The organism is Photobacterium piscicola (assembly GCF_046058925.1).
Lineage (GTDB): Bacteria > Pseudomonadota > Gammaproteobacteria > Enterobacterales > Vibrionaceae > Photobacterium > Photobacterium piscicola.
Genome location: NZ_CP175534.1, coordinates 2,449,179 through 2,466,708 on the forward strand (window position 1 = coordinate 2,449,179; position 17,530 = coordinate 2,466,708).

Here is a 17,530-nt window from a genome sequence, read left to right on the forward strand (position 1 = left end):
CTTATTCGGTTAACGATGTAATGCTTATACGTCCAGTAATAAACGTGTTGGATCTTCAAGTAATTCTTTAATTGTCACTAAATAACCCACTGACTCGCGACCATCCACTAAACGATGATCATAAGACAGCGCAAGGTACATCATTGGTAGAATTTCAACCTGCCCATTAACCGCCATTGGACGATCTTGGATTTTATGCATACCTAAGATTGCAGCTTGTGGCGGATTAATAATTGGCGTTGACATTAATGAACCAAATACACCACCGTTAGTAATCGTAAAATTACCGCCAATAAGATCATCAACCGTTAATTTGCCGTCACGGCCTTTAATGGCTAAGTCTCGAATACCTTTTTCAATCTCCGCTAAACTTAACTTATCACAATCTCGTAACACAGGGGTAACTAAACCGCGTGGAGTTGAGACTGCAATGCTAATATCAAAGAAATTATGATAAACAATGTCATCACCATCAATCGATGCATTTACTTCAGGGTAGCGTTTTAATGCTTCAACAACCGCTTTAACATAGAACGACATAAAACCAAGACGAATACCATGGCGCTGCTCAAACACATCTTTATATTGTTTACGCAGATCCATAATAGGCTTCATATTAACTTCATTAAATGTCGTTAACATCGCAGTACTGTTTTTCGCTTCCAGCAAACGTTCAGCAACGCGCTTACGTAATCGCGTCATTGGTACACGCTTTTCACTGCGATGCGCTAAAGGTAATTCATGCTCAATTTTCGCTTCCATCGTTTTCGGAGGCGCAGTAACAGCTACAATATTTTTTAAATAAGTATCAACATCTTCACGAGTAATACGGCCACCAACACCAGTACCTTTTACTTTTTCAGCAGCCACACCATGTTCACTTAATAAACGGCGAACAGCAGGACTTAATGCTTCAGTATTTTCTTCATTTAACGATGCTGTATTACGTTTATTTGGTGATGATTCCGCATCGGCAAGTACATCTAATGTTGGCTCACCTGCAACTGCATTAACTTTGATTTTGCCAATCAGTTGCTTGGTTAATACCGTTGTGCCTTCAATTTCAAAAATAGCTTCTAATATGCCATCTTCTGGGGCTGGAACTTCAAGTACAACTTTATCAGTTTCAATATCAACCAAGACCTCATCACGAGTAACAGTGTCACCTGGTTGTTTATGCCATGTGGCTACAGTTGCATCAGCAACAGATTCCGGAAGGTCAGGAACCAGAATTTCGATTGTCATATCGGTATTGTCCTTTTGTTCTCGTTCTAATTATTAGAATGGTCTTGAGATTGAATAGTTAATGCGTCTTCAACTAACGCTTTTTGTTGTTTCAAATGCACTGACATATACCCTACCGCAGGTGACGCTGATGCAGGACGTCCGGCATAACGTAAAAATGACCCAGCAGGTAAAGCAGAATAGAAGTTATGTTGACTAGAATACCATGCACCTTGATTTTGAGGCTCTTCCTGACACCAAACGAAATCTGTTACATGTTGATAGTCAGCAATAGCCGCTTCAACATCTTCTTTCGGGAAAGGATACAGCTGTTCAATCCGCACAATGGCAACATTTGTTTGTTCATTTTTACGGCGCTGCTCTAGCAAATCGTAATACACTTTACCGGAACAAAAGACCACACGTTGCACATCTTGAGCAGGTAAAGTATCAACTTCACCAATTGCAGCCAAGAAAGTACCATTCGCAAGTTCATCTAATGTTGAGGTACACAATGGGTGACGCAACAACGACTTAGGTGACATCACAATTAATGGACGGCGCATTGGACGTACAACTTGGCGTCGAATCATATGATAAACTTGGGCTGGAGTTGACGGCACAACCACTTGCATATTTTGTTCAGCACATAATTGTAAATAACGTTCAAGACGTGCAGATGAATGCTCTGGTCCTTGGCCTTCATAACCATGTGGCAGCAGCATGGTTAAACCACACATACGTCCCCATTTTTGCTCGCCAGAACTAATAAATTGATCTACCACCACTTGCGCACCATTGGCAAAATCACCAAATTGTGCTTCCCAAATGGTTAATCCACTTGGCTCAGCGGTTGCATAACCATATTCAAACGCTAATACCGCTTCTTCAGATAGCACTGAATCAATCACTTCAAACGGCCCTTGACCATTATGAATATGAGTTAACGGAATATAAGTACTGGCATCTTCTTGATTGTGTAACACCGCGTGACGATGGAAAAACGTACCTCGACCGGAATCTTGACCCGTTATGCGAATACGATGACCGTCATCAACCAATGTTGCATACGCTAAATTTTCAGCCATACCCCAGTCAATGGCTTTTTCACCTGCAATCATCGCTAAACGGTCGGTATAGATTTTTTGGACTCGACTTTGCAATTGGTGACTGGTTGGATACTGACATAAGCGTGTGCCTAACTCTTGTAAACGCTGCTCGTCAACTTTACTCTTCCAATCAACAGTCCAATCGTGACCTAAGTATGGTGCCCAATCAACCGAGTGCAATTTCATTGGTCGCCATTCTTTGACCACACACTCGCCACGATCTAATGCATCACGATATTCATTGACTAAACCTGTTGCGATATCTAATCCAAACGCGCCAATGTCAGTTAAATAATCGGCATACAATTTACGTGGCGTCGGATGTTTTTTGATTTTTTGGTACATCAATGGCTGCGTAGCGTTAGGTTCATCAGCTTCGTTATGACCATGACGGCGATAACACACTAAATCAATCACGACATCACGCTTAAACTCATGACGATAATCAAACGCCAGTCGAGTCACAAAAGCAACCGCTTGTGGATCATCAGCATTGACGTGAAAAATAGGTGCCTGCACCATTTTAGCTATATCAGTACAGTATTCGGTTGAACGCGTATCTTGAGGATTTGAAGTCGTGAAACCTACTTGGTTATTGATAACAATACGTACCGTACCACCAACACTATAACCACGCGCTTGAGACATATTAAAGGTTTCGGCAACAACGCCTTGACCCGCAATAGCTGAGTCACCGTGGATAGTAATTGGTAACACTTTATCGCCAGTATCATCACCTAAACGATCTTGGCGAGCACGAACTGAACCAACAACAACAGGGTTTACAATTTCAAGATGCGATGGGTTAAAAGCAAGTGCAAGGTGTACATCACCGCCTGGGGTTGAGAAATCAGCAGAGAAACCTTGATGGTATTTCACATCACCGGTGCCCCAGCTCTCACCATGTTTTCCCGCGAATTCATCAAACAGATCTTGTGGCTTTTTACCTAATACGTTAACTAACATATTTAAACGGCCACGGTGAGCCATGCCCACAACCACTTCACGTACACCTTGTGAGCCCGCATGACGAATCAACTCTTTCATCATTGGAATCATGGCATCGCCACCTTCTAACGAGAAACGCTTTGCACCAGGGAATTTCGCACCTAAATAGCGCTCAAGGCCTTCAGCAGCAGTCAATTCATCAAGAAAGCACAATTGTTCGTCGGTAGTAAATGATCCTGTTCCCATCACAGATTCAAGTCGCTGTTGAATCCAACGCTTTTCTTCGGTGTCAGTAATATGCATATATTCAGCACCAATTGATCCACAATAGGTCTTTTTTAGGGCTGCATATATTTCACTGAGTTTCATGGTCTCTTGACCAATGGCAAACGAACCAACATTGAACGTTTCATTGAAATCATCGGCGGTTAGCGAGTGAAATTCTGGATCAAGATCAGCAACATGATCACGTTGCCATAACCCTAATGGATCAAGATTTGCGTTTTGGTGACCTCTAAAACGGTAGGCATTGATTAACTGTAAAACTTTAACTTGTTTTGCATCAACGTCAGGATCATTAACAACAGCACTTAAGAAATGGGTTTCTTTTGCTAATCGTCGAAAATAATCACGCACACGAGAATGAGGTTGTTCAATAACCATATCATTAACGACAGGCAAGCCAACAAATACCTCTCGCCATTGGGTATCAACTAACTCTGGATCGCTAAGATACAACTCGTAAAGATCTTCTATATAAGTTGCGTTGGCACCAGCTAAATGTGAAGACTCAAGCCATGCCTTCATAACGCTATTCTGCATTATTTTCCCTTAACTACTGATTTATCGCCATTGGCATCGGTTTAATACCGAGCATTACGGTTAGAGGCCAATGCTTAGTTAACATTGAACCACTAACATATCGATATTTTTAAACTGCTTGTTTAAGCAGCATTGATTTTATGTGTCCAATCGCTTTTGTCGGATTTAATCCCTTAGGACAAACATTTACACAGTTCATTATGCCATGACAACGAAAAACACTAAATGCATCATCAAGTTCTGATAATCGTTGATCAGTCGCGGTATCTCGACTATCAATTAACCATCGATAAGCCGCTAACAAACCCGCAGGACCGATAAACTTATCAGGGTTCCACCAAAATGATGGACACGATGTCGAACAACAAGCGCACATAATACACTCATATAGACCGTCCAATTGAGCGCGATCTTCCGGCGCTTGTAAATTTTCTCTTGCGGGCGGTATTGTCGCATCATCAATTAAAAAAGGCTTTACTTTTGCGTAGTTACTATAGAACTGTTCCATATCAATAATCAAATCACGTATCACAGGTAACCCTGGTAACGGACGAATGACAATCGCACTGGTGTTAATTAACGCTGATAACGGTGTAATACACGCTAACCCATTTTTACCGTTCATATTAATACCGTCAGAACCACAAACGCCCTCACGACAAGAGCGACGGAAAGACAAGCTAGCATCTTGTTCTTTAAGTAAAATTAATGCGTCCAGTACCATCATATCTGAGCCATCAGGTACATCAAGCTGATAATCTTGCATATAAGGAACATCATCAGTATCTGGGTTGTAACGGTAAATTGAAAAATTCAGTTTCATCGTGGTGATCTCCCGTTAATAAACACGCGCTTTTGGCGGAAACGCTTCACGATGAATCGGCGCCATATTGACATCACGTTTCGTCATCGCTTCTGTTTCTGGATTATAAATAGAATGGCATAACCAATGAGTATCATCACGATCGGGGAAATCAAATCGCGCATGAGCACCACGACTTTCAGTACGATAATTAGCGGCAATTGCTGTTGCCATTGCGGTTTCCATTAAGTTATCTAATTCTAAACATTCAATACGCTGAGTATTAAACTCAGTTGAAGTATCATCTAATCGTGCATGCTGTAGACGTTCACGAATTGCTTTCAGCTCTTCCAAGCCAGCAGCCATTGCCTCGCCTTCTCTAAATACCGAGAAATTGTTTTGCATACACGCCTGCAAGTCTTTACGGATTTGAACAGGATCTTCACCTTCTTGAGTATTATTCCAACGGTTAAGACGAGCAAGAGAGGCTTCTATATCCGCTTCTGTCGCAGGTTTAGCTTCAGCTTGTGCCAATAATGTATGACCTAAATGCAATCCCGTTGCGCGTCCAAACACAACTAAATCAAGTAATGAATTGCCCCCTAAACGGTTAGCCCCATGCACGGATACTGATGCAATTTCACCGCAAGCAAACAAGCCTTGAATTTCTTCGTCCGCCCCATTCGCATTTTGTTTCAATGCTTGGCCAGAGACTTGTGTCGGTACGCCACCCATCATGTAATGGCAAGTTGGAATAACAGGAATTGGCTCTTTAACAGGATCAATATGAGCAAATGTACGTGACAATTCACAAATACCCGGTAAGCGCGATTCAAGAACATCTTTACCTAAGTGATCAAGTTTTAACTTCAAGTGAGGCCCCCATGGACCATCACATCCGCGTCCTTCACGAATTTCAACCATCATCGAGCGAGCCACTACATCACGACCAGCTAAATCTTTAGCATTTGGTGCATAACGCTCCATAAAGCGCTCACCATCTTTGTTAAGTAAATAACCACCTTCGCCACGACAACCTTCAGTAACCAATACGCCAGCCCCTGCAATACCCGTCGGATGGAATTGCCACATTTCCATATCTTGCATCGGTACACCTGCGCGTAACGCCATACCAACACCATCACCCGTATTAATATGAGCATTGGTGGTTGATGCATAAATACGCCCCGCACCACCCGTCGCTAAAATCGTCGCTTTAGCTTTGAAATAACACACTTCGCCAGTTTCCATGCACAAAGCCGTACAGCCAAGAATAACGCCATCTTCATTTTTAACTAAATCAAGAGCATACCACTCAGAAAAGATGGTCGTTTTATGCTTAATATTTTGCTGATAAAGGGTATGTAACAATGCATGACCGGTTCGATCTGCGGCCGCCGCTGTACGCGCCGCTTGCTCTCCGCCAAATTCTTTTGATTGCCCACCAAATGGACGCTGATAAATACTGCCATCATCAAATCGAGAAAAAGGTAAGCCCATTTTTTCTAATTCAATAACTGACTTAGGTCCATTTTCACACATATACTCAATCGCATTCTGATCACCAATATAATCAGAACCTTTCACCGTATCATACATATGCCATTGCCAATTATCAGGATGAGAATTCCCTAAGGCAACGGTGATCCCTCCTTGTGCAGACACCGTATGAGAACGGGTTGGGAACACTTTTGATAACAAGGCACATTTTAAGCCTTGCTCTGATATTTGTAGTGCAGCACGCATTCCTGCACCACCCGCGCCGATAACAACGGCATCAAATTCACGAACAGCAATGCTCACTACACACCCCACACAATAAAGAAACCTGAAAATAGGTAAATAAATAGAATTGCGACAACAGCAAACTGACAGCCAACCCTTAATAGTGCGGGTTTAATATAATCAGTAAGCACTTGCCATAAACCGATCCACGCATGAATTAAAATGGAGACCAAGGCTAACAGGGTAAAAATTTTAGTGGTCAGTTGCCCAAAAAAGGCTTGCCACGAAGCAAAGGTAATTTCAGGACCAAATGTAAAAAACCCCACTAAATAAAGGGTATATAATGTTAGAATAATGGCGGTTGCACGAATTAAAATAAAATCATGTACGCCGTTACGCCCAACAGAAGAGACACTGGCTACCATACTAATACTCCTGCAAACACGGATAATATCGCCACAATAACAAAGCTCACCTTAGTACTAGCAAGACCTGTTTCCATTTCTTCAAAATACCCAAAATCCATCAATAAATGGCGAATACCCAGAACGAGATGATAAAACAACGCCGTTAATATTCCCCATAACACCAATTTAACCACCACGCTATCTGTCACACTAACAGCAGCAGTAAATCCCTCAGGAGAAGACAACGACAGGTTCATTAGCCATAATAAAATAGCGACAGCAACGAACGTAATCACGCCCGATACCCGGTGTAGAATTGACGCGATCGCCGTTAAGGGAAAGCGTATAGTTTGTAGGTTGAGATTGACTGGTCTAGACTTCTTTACTTTCACATTTTGCTCACTCAGCTTTATTAAAAGCATTTTATTTTTATTAAACGCTCTGATTGTTTCTATAGTGAGCCATCAAGAAACAGTTAAAAAATGCTACGTTACCATTAAAAGCAAAGTGTTGAGCAATATAATCGCTTTGTCTTTCAACCGCATTCCTTGCGCAGTTTATTAACAACTATTCATCTATATCACAACCAAATATCAACGTAACTATACCTAGCGTAACATTCAAAAACAAACTCAGTTACAATATATTACACACCAAGTTCACAAAAAAAGTACAAATATAGAAAAGTTATTAACAAGCGCACATTGATGAATACAAAAATTGACAATTGCTTCACCGAGCGGTACAACAAATATACATCCGTTTCGGATTCAGGATTCTACAAATAACAAAGGAGATTGTTATGGCAGATAAGAAAGCTACTCTTCATATAGAAGGGAAAGCACCTATCGAACTGCCGATTATCGAGGGCTCAGAGGGCCAAGATGTAATCGATGTGCGAAAACTAGGCGCAAACGGTTTTTTTACATTTGATCCAGGTTTTCTAGCGACAGCCTCATGTGAATCTCAAATCACGTATATTGATGGCGATAAAGGAATTCTGCTACATCGTGGTTTTCCTATCGATCAATTAGCGAATAATGCTGATTACTTAGAAGTCTGTTACGTTCTGTTATATGGTGAAGTCCCTACCCGTGCTGAGTATGAACAATTTCGTACTACAGTTACTCGCCACACCATGGTGCATGAGCAAATCGCAAGTTTCTTCCATGGCTTTCGCCGTGATGCCCACCCAATGGCAATTATGTGTGGCGTCGTCGGAGCTTTATCAGCGTTCTACCATGATTCATTAGATATCAATAATGATCTTCACCGTGAAATAACCGCCTTTAGATTATTGTCTAAAATGCCAACCTTGGCCTCAATGTGTCATAAATACACCACTGGCCAGCCTTTTATTTATCCTCGTAATGATCTCGATTACGCTGAAAACTTCCTTCATATGATGTTTGCTACGCCATGTGAGGAATATGAAGTCAGCCCAGTTGTGTCACGCGCAATGGATAAAATTTTCACCCTTCATGCCGATCATGAACAAAACGCATCAACATCAACCGTTCGTTTAGCCGGCTCTTCAGGTGCGAATCCATTTGCTTGTATTGCAGCAGGTATTGCTTCTCTTTGGGGGCCAGCTCACGGTGGTGCCAACGAAGCATGTCTAAAAATGCTGGAAGAGATTGGTAGCGTAGACAATATTCCTGAGTTTATTGAGCGAGCCAAAGATAAAGATGACCCATTCCGTTTAATGGGCTTTGGCCATCGGGTATATAAAAACTACGATCCACGTGCAACAGTGATGCGCGAAGCCTGTCACGAAGTACTTGAAGAACTTAAAATTGATGATCCATTACTTGATGTAGCGATGGAACTTGAACGTATCGCACTGTCAGATGAATATTTTGTCAGTAAGAAACTATATCCGAACGTTGATTTCTATTCGGGTATTATTCTCAAAGCGATTGGTATTCCAGTATCAATGTTTACGGTTATTTTTGCGATGTCACGTGTTATTGGTTGGATTGCGCATTGGAACGAAATGCACAGTGATCCAACGAATCGAATTGGTCGTCCACGTCAGCTTTATACGGGTTATTCACAACGAGAGTTTAAACCTCTCCATGAACGTGAGTAACTGAGGTTCGAGGTTCGAGGTTCGAGGTTCGAGAAAATAAAAAGGTTGAGACTAAAGCTCAACCTTTTTTACACTTAAAAAACAACAGTATAATTACCAATTATATCAAAGTAATTAGTTACACTGGGTTATTGATATCAATAAATTCAACATCACAACCATGTTCTTTCGCTAGCCATTCACCTAATGCTTTAACCCCATAACGTTCTGTTGCATGGTGCCCAGCGGCAAAATAATGAATACCAAGTTCACGTGCAATATGGGTTGTACGCTCTGATACTTCACCAGAAATAAACGCATCACAACCTTGCTCTACCGCAAGTTCAATATAATCTTGACCACCACCAGTACACCAACCAACTTTTTTGATTAAAGCGGGTGCATTATCACCAATATGTAGTGGTTCACGTTGCAATGCCATCGCAATACGCGCTGCAAATTCTTCCCCTGTTAATGGCGTATCAAGTTCACCATAAATAGCAATTGAACGAGGGTTATTAATTTCTAATCCACCACTAATATCTAATCCAAGACGCTGCGCTAACTGAACGTTATTCCCCACCTGCGAATGAACATCAAGCGGTAAATGATAGGCATAAAGATTAATTCCATTTTCAATCAAAGCCTTAATACGACGATACTTCATTCCTCGAATTTCAGCAGCCTCACCTTTCCAGAAAAAACCATGATGAACGAGAATAGCATCTGCATGTTCGGCAATTGCACGATCAATCAATGCCTGACAAGCAGTAACCCCAGTGATGACCTTGTTGACCTCAGTCTTACCTTCTACTTGTAATCCATTAGGACAATAATCTTTCATCAATTGTGGTGATAAAAAATCATTTAACAAAGCTTCTAATTTAAGATTATTCATTGTCCAACCTTTTTTAATAACGTTATGCTATTGACTCTACAACATCTTATTCAAAAAATATCAGCCTTTAGTGACAATCTCAATCAACAACATCAATCACTCACAATGCTTATCTTATTATAAATACAAAAAAAGCCGCCATTGGCAGCTTTTTCAACAACAAATTGTCATACTAAATAAATCAGCTAACGACGTGAAGTACCATGTTCAAGTCGTGACAACCATAATGGTTTCGTGCTCGTCTGTGACCAGCAGCGGTACATATAACTCGTAAACCGTGTACGTTTATTAATAGGAATAAAAAGCAGCACCGGGAAACAGACGAAACCTAATAAAATCGTATAAATACGACGAGAGATAATATTCGCCATAGAAAATTGAGTGTACATTGCTAGCTCCTGCTTTTATAAACCTATTGGTACTTTAATCCAATAAATGAATGAATACTACAGAAATCAGGTCAATGATTAGCCAATAACAATAAAGAAAACGTTTACCTTAAGGAATATGTCAATATGTTACAGAATCATGATTTTTATCATCAAACAACGGCTGACTTTCATATGTTATTGACGATGCCTAATCTTGTGACCACCTGTGATTACGCGATGAGTAACCAATGGCTACACCAATTTTCAAAAAAGGCTATTATTCCAACCAATGTTCATTACCACGGTAATACACGTTTAGGCTTTTATTATCAATGGTTATGGCAACAGTTAATTATCCATCATCCCGATTACAGCCTTATTGGTGAAGAAATTCAATTACAGTGGCAACACCAGACTGTCGGTGCCATTGATTTTTTAGTCCATAACCATGGCAATAATGAAATTGAACATTGGGAAGTCGCTATCAAATTTTATTTAAGCTTCCAGCACCAATGGCCGGGTCCAAACGCTAACGATAATTTAGATAAAAAAACAAATAGAATGCGGAATCATCAACTCCAATTAACTACCCACCCTGCCTTTAGCCATCTCGACTATCCTCTGCCAACACAGCGTCGATTAATTATGCAAGGCCGCTTATTTAATGCGTGGCCAGAGGCTCAATCAGGCTCCGCTATGGTAATAAACCCCACCAGCCTCAAAGGTCATTGGTGTTATTGTTCACAAGCATCAGCACTGACTTTGCGCGCATTAGAAAAACGACAATGGATTGCGCCCCCCTCTTTTTCTCAATTAACAACAACACTTGATATCACTCAAATTATGGTACCGACGCAAGCAGTCGATAATAATGATACCGTTTGGTTTATTGTGCCAAACCATTGGCCTCAGCATAATCGTGAGCTATAAAAAAACGCCCTAATACTCTTTCAATAATGAAGAGAGTAATTAGGGCGTTTTTCGAATGTATTATCCGTTATGGCGCTAAGTTATTATAAACCAGCATCACTAAAGACTTTACTTACAATATCTTGTGCTTCTTTTTCGATAAGGGCTAGATGCTCTTTACCTTTAAAGCTTTCACAATAAATTTTATAGATATCTTCTGTACCCGATGGGCGAGCTGCAAACCAACCGTTTTCGGTCGTTACTTTCAAGCCACCAATCGCTGCACCATTACCTGGAGCATGTGTTAGTCGAGCAAGAATAGGTTCGCCTGCCAATGTTTCAGCAGCAACCATTTCTGGAGATAACTTGCTTAACACTGCTTTTTGTTCTTTATTAGCAACAGCTTGTAAGCGTGCATATTCTGAACTACCGAATTTAGCAGCAAGTTCATCGTAGTATTGTTGTGGGTTCTTACCTGTTACCGCTGTAATTTCTGCAGCAAGTAGACACAAAAGAATACCGTCTTTATCGGTTGACCAAGGCGTACCATCTTTACGTAAGAAAGAAGCTCCCGCACTTTCTTCGCCGCCAAAGCCCAAAGTACCGTTGTATAAGCCATCAACAAACCATTTAAAGCCAACAGGCACTTCAACTAATTCACGACCTAGTGCTGCAACAACACGGTCAATTAATGCACTTGATACTAATGTTTTACCAACAGCAACATTTTTACTCCACTCACTACGGTGACGGAATAAATAATCGATACAAACGGCAAGGTAATGATTAGGATTCATCAAACCAGCAGGTGTTACGATACCGTGACGATCGTAATCAGGGTCATTACCAAACGCTAAATCATAGTTATCTTTATAAGCAAGTAAACCTGCCATAGCATAAGGTGATGAACAGTCCATACGTACAACACCGTCTTTATCTAATGACATGAAACGGAACGATGGATCGATAGATTCATTTACTAATGTTAGGTCTAATGCATAATATTGAGCAATCTGACGCCAGTATTCGATACCAGAACCACCAAGTGGATCAACACCTAGCTTTAAGTTTGCTTTTTGAATTGCTTCAATATCAATAACATTTGCTAAATCAGCAACATAAGGTGCCACTAAATCTTGTTGTACAACAAGTTCAGAAGCAAAAGCGTCAGCAATTGACACACGCTTTATGTCAACCATACCATTCGCAATAATATCATTTGCACGTTGCTCAATAGCAGTAGTTAACTCACTTTCAGCTGGACCACCATGAACAGGGTTATACTTAATACCGCCATCTTGTGGTGGATTATGCGATGGAGTAATGACAATGCCGTCTGCTTTATCTGCATGTGCTTTATTGTGGCAAAGAATAGCATGAGAAATGCCAGGCGTTGGTGTGTAACCTAACCCTTCTTGTACTACTACTTTCACGTTATTCGCTACTAGCACTTCTAATGTTGAAGTGAACGCTGGCTCAGATAAAGCATGAGTATCCTTACCTAAAAATAGCGGTCCAGTTAAACCATTTGCTAGACGAACTTCAGCAATCGCTTGAGCAATAGCCCAAATATGATGCTGATTAAAAGTACCTTTATCAGCAGTACCACGATGTCCAGAAGTACCAAATGCTACCTTTTGTAGCGGATCAGTAATAGTTGGCTCAATCAGAAAATAATTAGCAACTAGTGCTGGAATATTATGCATATCTTCTTGCTGAGCGCGTTGACCCGCACGTGGATGGATTGCCATTGTCTTATCCTTGTAAAAACTCAATAGTGATTAAATTTCACCACAAACTTTATCAATAATATCAGAACTAAACCCCATCTTCGTCATTAATTGGTCAATCATTTGACGCTTTCTGTCGGTATTAGTATTTGTGATCACCCAAAATGGAGTGGTTGGGATAGCTTTAGGTTTTGTTGTTTTACCACTGGTGAGCAATGTTTCTTCATCATGGGCAAAATAAACGCGTGTACGTCCTTTAATTGCCGCTGCTTCAGCGAAACCGTCAGCATCAATACGATAAAGAGAAGATAAGATCAGCATAAAACGGCCAATGGCTTTTTCTTGTGCCGCAAATTCATCTGAAATTAACACAGTACGCATTTCTTTAACGCGATCTATGGTCGGCTCATTACCAGCATCTCTGCTCACAACAATGCCTTTAGGACGAACAGGCATCACAACTGCAGGTTGCTGCAATTGCTCTTCTGGCACCATAAGCAAGCGACGTAAAATATCAGAAGCGCTTTCACCAATATGTTGAGTTTGGCTAGCGATATAACGATATAGCTCTTCGTCTACCTCAATAGTCTTCATGGTATTATTCATTATCATTCCGTTTAAAATTCTGGGTACGATTATAGCCTGATCCGAGGTTATACTCTATGGTAAATACCACACCTAACTAGAGAAAATAGCCAGTGAATCTTCATTTTCGTGCTGAGGGCAAGGGTAAAACGATCGTTTTGATCCATGGTTTGTTCGGCAGCGCAGATAATCTTGGTCTTTTAGCCCGAGAATTAAAACATCATTATCACGTGATCAGCGTCGATCTTCGTAACCATGGTTTATCTCCGCACAACGATCTATTCAGCTATCAAGATCTTGCTCAAGATATTATTGATACGCTTGATCATTTAGCCATTGAACAGTTTGATGTGGTTGGGCATTCAATGGGTGCTAAAGTTGCGATGGCATTAACGGCCTTAATCCCTCAACGTATCCATCACCTCGTTGTTCTCGATATGGCTCCCGTCGCCTATCAAGGCCACCGTCATCAAAACGTATTTGATGGCTTACGTGAAGTTAATCGTCATTTAATCACTAAACGCAGTGAAGCAGAACAGTATTTAGCACGTTTTATCAATGATGCTGGCGTACGACAGTTTTTATTAAAATCGTTAGTAAAAACAGAAACAGGTTACCAATGGCGATTTAATGTTGAAGGCTTAATTGCTAATTACGCCACAATCATGGGCTGGCACCCAGCTTCGCAACCATTCACAGGTAAAACTTTATTTATCAAAGGTCAACTCTCTGATTATATTGAACCTCAATACCGTGATGCGATCATGGCACAGTTTCCAAACGCCAAAGCACATGTGGTAGCGAATACAGGTCATTGGCTTCATGCGGAGAAATCCGAAACGGTTAATCGAATTATTAATCAATTTTTGGACCAATAAACTAAAATAATACGCCATTATAATTGATGGTTAACTACAGTAGACTACAGGACTAACTATTAAATCCCTTACTCTACTGTGATATAGTCCGTAAAGGTTTGATAGCAATCCGATAAGACTTATTGCTATCTTCTGCTCTAGAGTAATGCAATGAAAGCGACCACTAAGTAAGCTAACGTCATTAACTATGAGCTATCATGCCCTTATGATGTAGGGCTACAATAAACAATGATGATATTTGGGCGAAAAAACATCAAATCGCCATCAAAAAGTAATTATCATTGTGTCGTTTATACTGATTTCTGTAAACTGCCCAAAAGCAGTTAACAATTTAATATGGGTAATATCTACTATGGCGAGCGTTGGACTCTTCTTTGGTAGCGACACCGGTAATACCGAAGCTGTCGCTAAAATGATTCAGAAGCAACTAGGTAGCAAGCTAGTTGAAGTAAAAGATATCGCGAAAAGTAGTAAAGAAGATATCGACAACTTTGATCTGATACTACTAGGTATTCCTACTTGGTATTATGGTGAACCACAGTGTGATTGGGATGACTTTTTCCCAGAGCTAGAGCAAGTTGATTTTTCAACTAAACTTGTGGCTATCTTTGGTTGTGGTGACCAAGAAGATTACGCAGAATACTTCTGTGATGCGATGGGCACTGTGCGTGACATCGTTGAAAGTAAAGGCGGCACAATTGTTGGTAATTTCTCAACTGCTGGTTATGAGTTTGAAGCATCAAAAGCATTAGTTGATGATGCAAACTTCGTTGGCTTATGTATTGATGAAGACCGTCAACCAGAGCTAACAGCACCACGTGTTGAGCAATGGGTTAATCAAATCTTTGATGAAATGTGCCTAGCTGAACTTGCTGACTAATCACTAGCAGCAATCCAATAAGAACGCGCTTTAATGGCGCGTTTTTTATTTTTATCAAATATATTACGGCTTCAGACAATAACATTCCGCTACATATTCTTACCTACCGCTATAATTTCAATAGTAATCAACGATAACAAAAATTTATCAATTCGCTCATTCAATGGCTAAACCCTAAAAATAAAAACCATAAGTTTAACGACAGCTTAACCAAACTTACCTTATAGTAATCAAACAAGACAACACACTATATAAACTGGTATGATGAGGCATTTATTTACATTTTCGTTACAAATCGACAAGAAAAATAAAAGTAACACTTCTGCTAGATAACTGACCTTTTAAGGTTTATTGTTATCGTTGCGTCACTTATAATGAATCTATATGAGAAAGACTACTGCAACATTTTTGCAGCTAGCCAACAGGAAAATCGGATGTCAGATAATAATCACGCGCTAAAGCAAGCTGGTCTTAAAGTAACACTTCCTCGTCTTAAGATTTTAGAAGTGCTTCAACAACCTGATTGCCAACACATCAGTGCTGAAGACCTGTATAAAAAACTCATCGATATCGGTGAAGAAATTGGCCTTGCGACCGTTTACCGTGTCCTTAACCAATTTGATGATGCAGGCATTGTAACTCGTCACCATTTTGAAGGTGGTAAATCGGTATTCGAATTAGCCACTCAACATCATCATGATCATCTCGTTTGTCTTGATTGTGGTAAAGTAATTGAATTTTCAGACGAAATGATTGAGCAACGCCAGAAAGACATCGCGGCACGCTACAATGTTCGTTTAACAAACCATAGCTTGTACCTATACGGTCATTGCATGGATGGCGATTGTAATGCCGATGAAACGTTACACGACGAAAAATAACAATGACTAGTTATTTTCGCCCTAAAAACCAGTGATCAGTATCACTGGTTTTTTTATCACTCAATCTTTGTCGCGACCCACATCACGATTCAAATAACGTTACAATTGATTGCGTGACAAATAATGGTTAATTACATATATATCAGTTAGTTACTTATATAGGGAATTAATCATGAAATCGAATTCATTAACTGTCGCTCTAATCACTGCTTTATCTTTAGGCTCTATGTCATCGGTTGCCAATGCCTGCACTCGTGTTTTATGGCAAACTCAAGATCAAGGTACCTTTGTTGCTCGTACCATGGACTGGTCAGAATCAACCCAACCGACATTAGTCAATTTCCCTCAAGGCTCTGAATATTCCACCCATTTAAGTCAATTAAATAATGTTAATGCTAAATATGCCGTTACCGGAATAACCGCCTATGGCATTGTTATGGATGGTATTAATTCACAAGGATTAAGCGGAAATGTTCTTTATGATGCCGAGATGGATTTAGGTAAATCAGACCCGCAACAAAAAGCAGGGGCAATAACGTACTTACGTCACCTATTATCACAATATAAAGACGTTAATGAATTAGTAGCAGCCATCAAAGATACACCACCGATTGAAGAGCTTATCAAAGGCATTCCAGTACGGATTGCACTTCATATTTCAGTTCAAGATCCAACCGGTGATAGTGCAATTATTGAATGGCGCGATGGCAAACCACAAATTTGGCATGGTAGACAATACACCGTAATGACAAATCAACCAGGTTATGCTCAACACCTTGCAAATATTCAACGCTCAGCACGTGGCTGGGGAGAACAAGATGCGCAATGGAGCCAAACAAACTTAGGAACGGGGGGTAATACAAATCCTGAAGATCGTTTTGTTCATGCCACATACTTTTCAAAGCACTTGAAACAACCAACCAGCATTATAAATGGCATTCTTAAGCTAGATTCTACTGTATTCCGTATTCCTCACGATGCACCAAACCGCCCAGTTAATGGCAAAATGGCAGGCTATGCCACGGAATATACAATCAATACCCATTTACAATCAGGCCAAACATTTATTCGTTATCAATGGGGAAATATTTACGCCCAATTTAACTACGACGTTAAAGCGATTCAGCAATCACAAAAGCTGATAAAATTTAATATTGTTAATAATGAATTAGCCGGCGACATTACTCAAAATATCATTGCCTCAAGTAAATAATTGACACCCTAACGACATAAAAAAAGCGCCTATTCCATTACTGAAATAGGCGCTTTTTAGCAAACATTAACGACTAA

Annotated in this window: 16 protein-coding genes; 6 read left to right on the plus strand and 10 right to left on the minus strand. The window is 40.4% G+C overall.

The window, feature by feature from the left end; translation table 11 throughout:
* Positions 1-24: 24 nt before the first annotated feature.
* The 6 genes from odhB to sdhC all read right to left on the minus strand — a co-directional run bounded on the left by odhB (position 25) and on the right by sdhC (position 7,459).
* Complete coding sequence (gene odhB, locus ACJZU6_RS11610) at positions 25-1,245, minus strand: 2-oxoglutarate dehydrogenase complex dihydrolipoyllysine-residue succinyltransferase (protein WP_080156847.1); 1,221 nt, start codon at positions 1,243-1,245, stop codon at positions 25-27.
* Between the two features lie 26 nt (positions 1,246-1,271).
* On the minus strand, positions 1,272-4,103 hold the full coding sequence (gene sucA / locus ACJZU6_RS11615; protein WP_080156848.1) for a 2-oxoglutarate dehydrogenase E1 component: 2,832 nt from the start codon (positions 4,101-4,103) through the stop codon (positions 1,272-1,274).
* Between the two features lie 109 nt (positions 4,104-4,212).
* Positions 4,213-4,926 carry a succinate dehydrogenase iron-sulfur subunit gene (locus ACJZU6_RS11620; protein ID WP_080156849.1) on the minus strand — a complete coding sequence of 238 codons (714 nt, stop codon included), beginning with the start codon at positions 4,924-4,926 and terminating at the stop codon, positions 4,213-4,215.
* Positions 4,927-4,941: 15 nt separating this feature from the next.
* A complete protein-coding gene (gene sdhA / locus ACJZU6_RS11625; protein ID WP_080156850.1) occupies positions 4,942-6,708 on the minus strand; it encodes a succinate dehydrogenase flavoprotein subunit in 1,767 nt (588 codons plus the stop codon).
* A complete protein-coding gene (gene sdhD, locus ACJZU6_RS11630; protein ID WP_080156851.1) occupies positions 6,708-7,055 on the minus strand; it encodes a succinate dehydrogenase, hydrophobic membrane anchor protein in 348 nt (115 codons plus the stop codon). The genes sdhA and sdhD overlap by 1 nt, the downstream gene beginning before the upstream one ends.
* On the minus strand, positions 7,049-7,459 hold the full coding sequence (sdhC, locus tag ACJZU6_RS11635; protein ID WP_408900307.1) for a succinate dehydrogenase cytochrome b556 subunit: 411 nt from the start codon (positions 7,457-7,459) through the stop codon (positions 7,049-7,051). Before sdhC ends, sdhD begins: the two co-directional genes overlap by 7 nt.
* Positions 7,460-7,839: 380 nt before the next feature.
* Between sdhC and ACJZU6_RS11640 the strand changes: the two genes are divergently transcribed.
* Positions 7,840-9,129 (plus strand): citrate synthase, encoded by a 1,290-nt coding sequence (locus tag ACJZU6_RS11640; RefSeq protein WP_080156853.1) that lies wholly within the window; start codon positions 7,840-7,842, stop codon positions 9,127-9,129.
* Positions 9,130-9,247: 118 nt separating this feature from the next.
* On the opposite strand, the gene ACJZU6_RS11645 is transcribed toward ACJZU6_RS11640, so the two are convergent.
* Both ACJZU6_RS11645 and ACJZU6_RS11650 read right to left on the minus strand, forming a co-directional pair.
* Positions 9,248-10,006: a Nif3-like dinuclear metal center hexameric protein gene (locus ACJZU6_RS11645; protein ID WP_080156854.1), complete on the minus strand. Its 759-nt coding sequence runs from the start codon at positions 10,004-10,006 to the stop codon at positions 9,248-9,250.
* 185 nt (positions 10,007-10,191) lie between these two features.
* Entirely contained in the window at positions 10,192-10,395 is a 204-nt protein-coding gene (locus tag ACJZU6_RS11650) for a DUF2517 family protein (RefSeq protein ID WP_080156855.1), read from the minus strand.
* A 126-nt stretch (positions 10,396-10,521) separates the two neighbouring features.
* Here ACJZU6_RS11650 and ACJZU6_RS11655 point away from each other — a divergent pair, with 126 nt between their 5' ends.
* Complete coding sequence (locus ACJZU6_RS11655) at positions 10,522-11,307, plus strand: DUF1853 family protein (RefSeq protein ID WP_107275354.1); 786 nt, start codon at positions 10,522-10,524, stop codon at positions 11,305-11,307.
* Positions 11,308-11,390: 83 nt separating this feature from the next.
* Here the strand turns inward: ACJZU6_RS11655 and pgm are convergent, their stop codons facing one another.
* Together pgm and seqA are read right to left on the minus strand one after the other, a co-directional pair.
* Positions 11,391-13,037, minus strand: a complete 1,647-nt coding sequence (gene pgm, locus ACJZU6_RS11660) for a phosphoglucomutase (alpha-D-glucose-1,6-bisphosphate-dependent) (protein ID WP_408900308.1) — start codon at positions 13,035-13,037, stop codon at positions 11,391-11,393.
* A 30-nt stretch (positions 13,038-13,067) separates the two neighbouring features.
* On the minus strand, positions 13,068-13,610 hold the full coding sequence (gene seqA / locus ACJZU6_RS11665; protein WP_080157181.1) for a replication initiation negative regulator SeqA: 543 nt from the start codon (positions 13,608-13,610) through the stop codon (positions 13,068-13,070).
* Positions 13,611-13,714: 104 nt separating this feature from the next.
* On the opposite strand from seqA, the gene ACJZU6_RS11670 reads away from it, so the two are divergent.
* From ACJZU6_RS11670 to ACJZU6_RS11685, 4 genes are all read left to right on the plus strand, one after another.
* The gene (locus ACJZU6_RS11670; protein ID WP_107275353.1) at positions 13,715-14,479 is read left to right on the plus strand and encodes an alpha/beta fold hydrolase; all 765 of its coding nucleotides are present in this window, start codon (positions 13,715-13,717) and stop codon (positions 14,477-14,479) included.
* Positions 14,480-14,831: 352 nt separating this feature from the next.
* A complete protein-coding gene (gene fldA, locus ACJZU6_RS11675; RefSeq protein ID WP_045072059.1) occupies positions 14,832-15,359 on the plus strand; it encodes a flavodoxin FldA in 528 nt (175 codons plus the stop codon).
* Positions 15,360-15,793: 434 nt separating this feature from the next.
* Positions 15,794-16,240 (plus strand): ferric iron uptake transcriptional regulator, encoded by a 447-nt coding sequence (gene fur, locus ACJZU6_RS11680; RefSeq protein ID WP_080156859.1) that lies wholly within the window; start codon positions 15,794-15,796, stop codon positions 16,238-16,240.
* 172 nt (positions 16,241-16,412) lie between these two features.
* Positions 16,413-17,453 carry a linear amide C-N hydrolase gene (locus ACJZU6_RS11685; protein ID WP_408900309.1) on the plus strand — a complete coding sequence of 347 codons (1,041 nt, stop codon included), beginning with the start codon at positions 16,413-16,415 and terminating at the stop codon, positions 17,451-17,453.
* The last annotated feature ends 77 nt before the right edge of the window (positions 17,454-17,530 follow it).

Bases quoted from the DNA above. Each gene is read 5' to 3' on its own strand.
- odhB (WP_080156847.1), bottom strand. From the start codon at position 1,245: ATGACAATCGAAATTCTGGTTCCTGACCTTCCGGAATCTGTTGCTGAT.
- sucA (WP_080156848.1), bottom strand. From the start codon at position 4,103: ATGCAGAATAGCGTTATGAAGGCATGGCTTGAGTCTTCACATTTAGCT.
- ACJZU6_RS11620 (WP_080156849.1), bottom strand. From the start codon at position 4,926: ATGAAACTGAATTTTTCAATTTACCGTTACAACCCAGATACTGATGAT.
- sdhD (WP_080156851.1), bottom strand. From the start codon at position 7,055: ATGGTAGCCAGTGTCTCTTCTGTTGGGCGTAACGGCGTACATGATTTT.
- sdhC (WP_408900307.1), bottom strand. From the start codon at position 7,459: ATGCTTTTAATAAAGCTGAGTGAGCAAAATGTGAAAGTAAAGAAGTCT.
- ACJZU6_RS11640 (WP_080156853.1), top strand. From the start codon at position 7,840: ATGGCAGATAAGAAAGCTACTCTTCATATAGAAGGGAAAGCACCTATC.
- ACJZU6_RS11645 (WP_080156854.1), bottom strand. From the start codon at position 10,006: ATGAATAATCTTAAATTAGAAGCTTTGTTAAATGATTTTTTATCACCA.
- ACJZU6_RS11650 (WP_080156855.1), bottom strand. From the start codon at position 10,395: ATGTACACTCAATTTTCTATGGCGAATATTATCTCTCGTCGTATTTAT.
- ACJZU6_RS11655 (WP_107275354.1), top strand. From the start codon at position 10,522: ATGTTACAGAATCATGATTTTTATCATCAAACAACGGCTGACTTTCAT.
- pgm (WP_408900308.1), bottom strand. From the start codon at position 13,037: ATGGCAATCCATCCACGTGCGGGTCAACGCGCTCAGCAAGAAGATATG.
- seqA (WP_080157181.1), bottom strand. From the start codon at position 13,610: ATGAAGACTATTGAGGTAGACGAAGAGCTATATCGTTATATCGCTAGC.
- fldA (WP_045072059.1), top strand. From the start codon at position 14,832: ATGGCGAGCGTTGGACTCTTCTTTGGTAGCGACACCGGTAATACCGAA.
- fur (WP_080156859.1), top strand. From the start codon at position 15,794: ATGTCAGATAATAATCACGCGCTAAAGCAAGCTGGTCTTAAAGTAACA.
- ACJZU6_RS11685 (WP_408900309.1), top strand. From the start codon at position 16,413: ATGAAATCGAATTCATTAACTGTCGCTCTAATCACTGCTTTATCTTTA.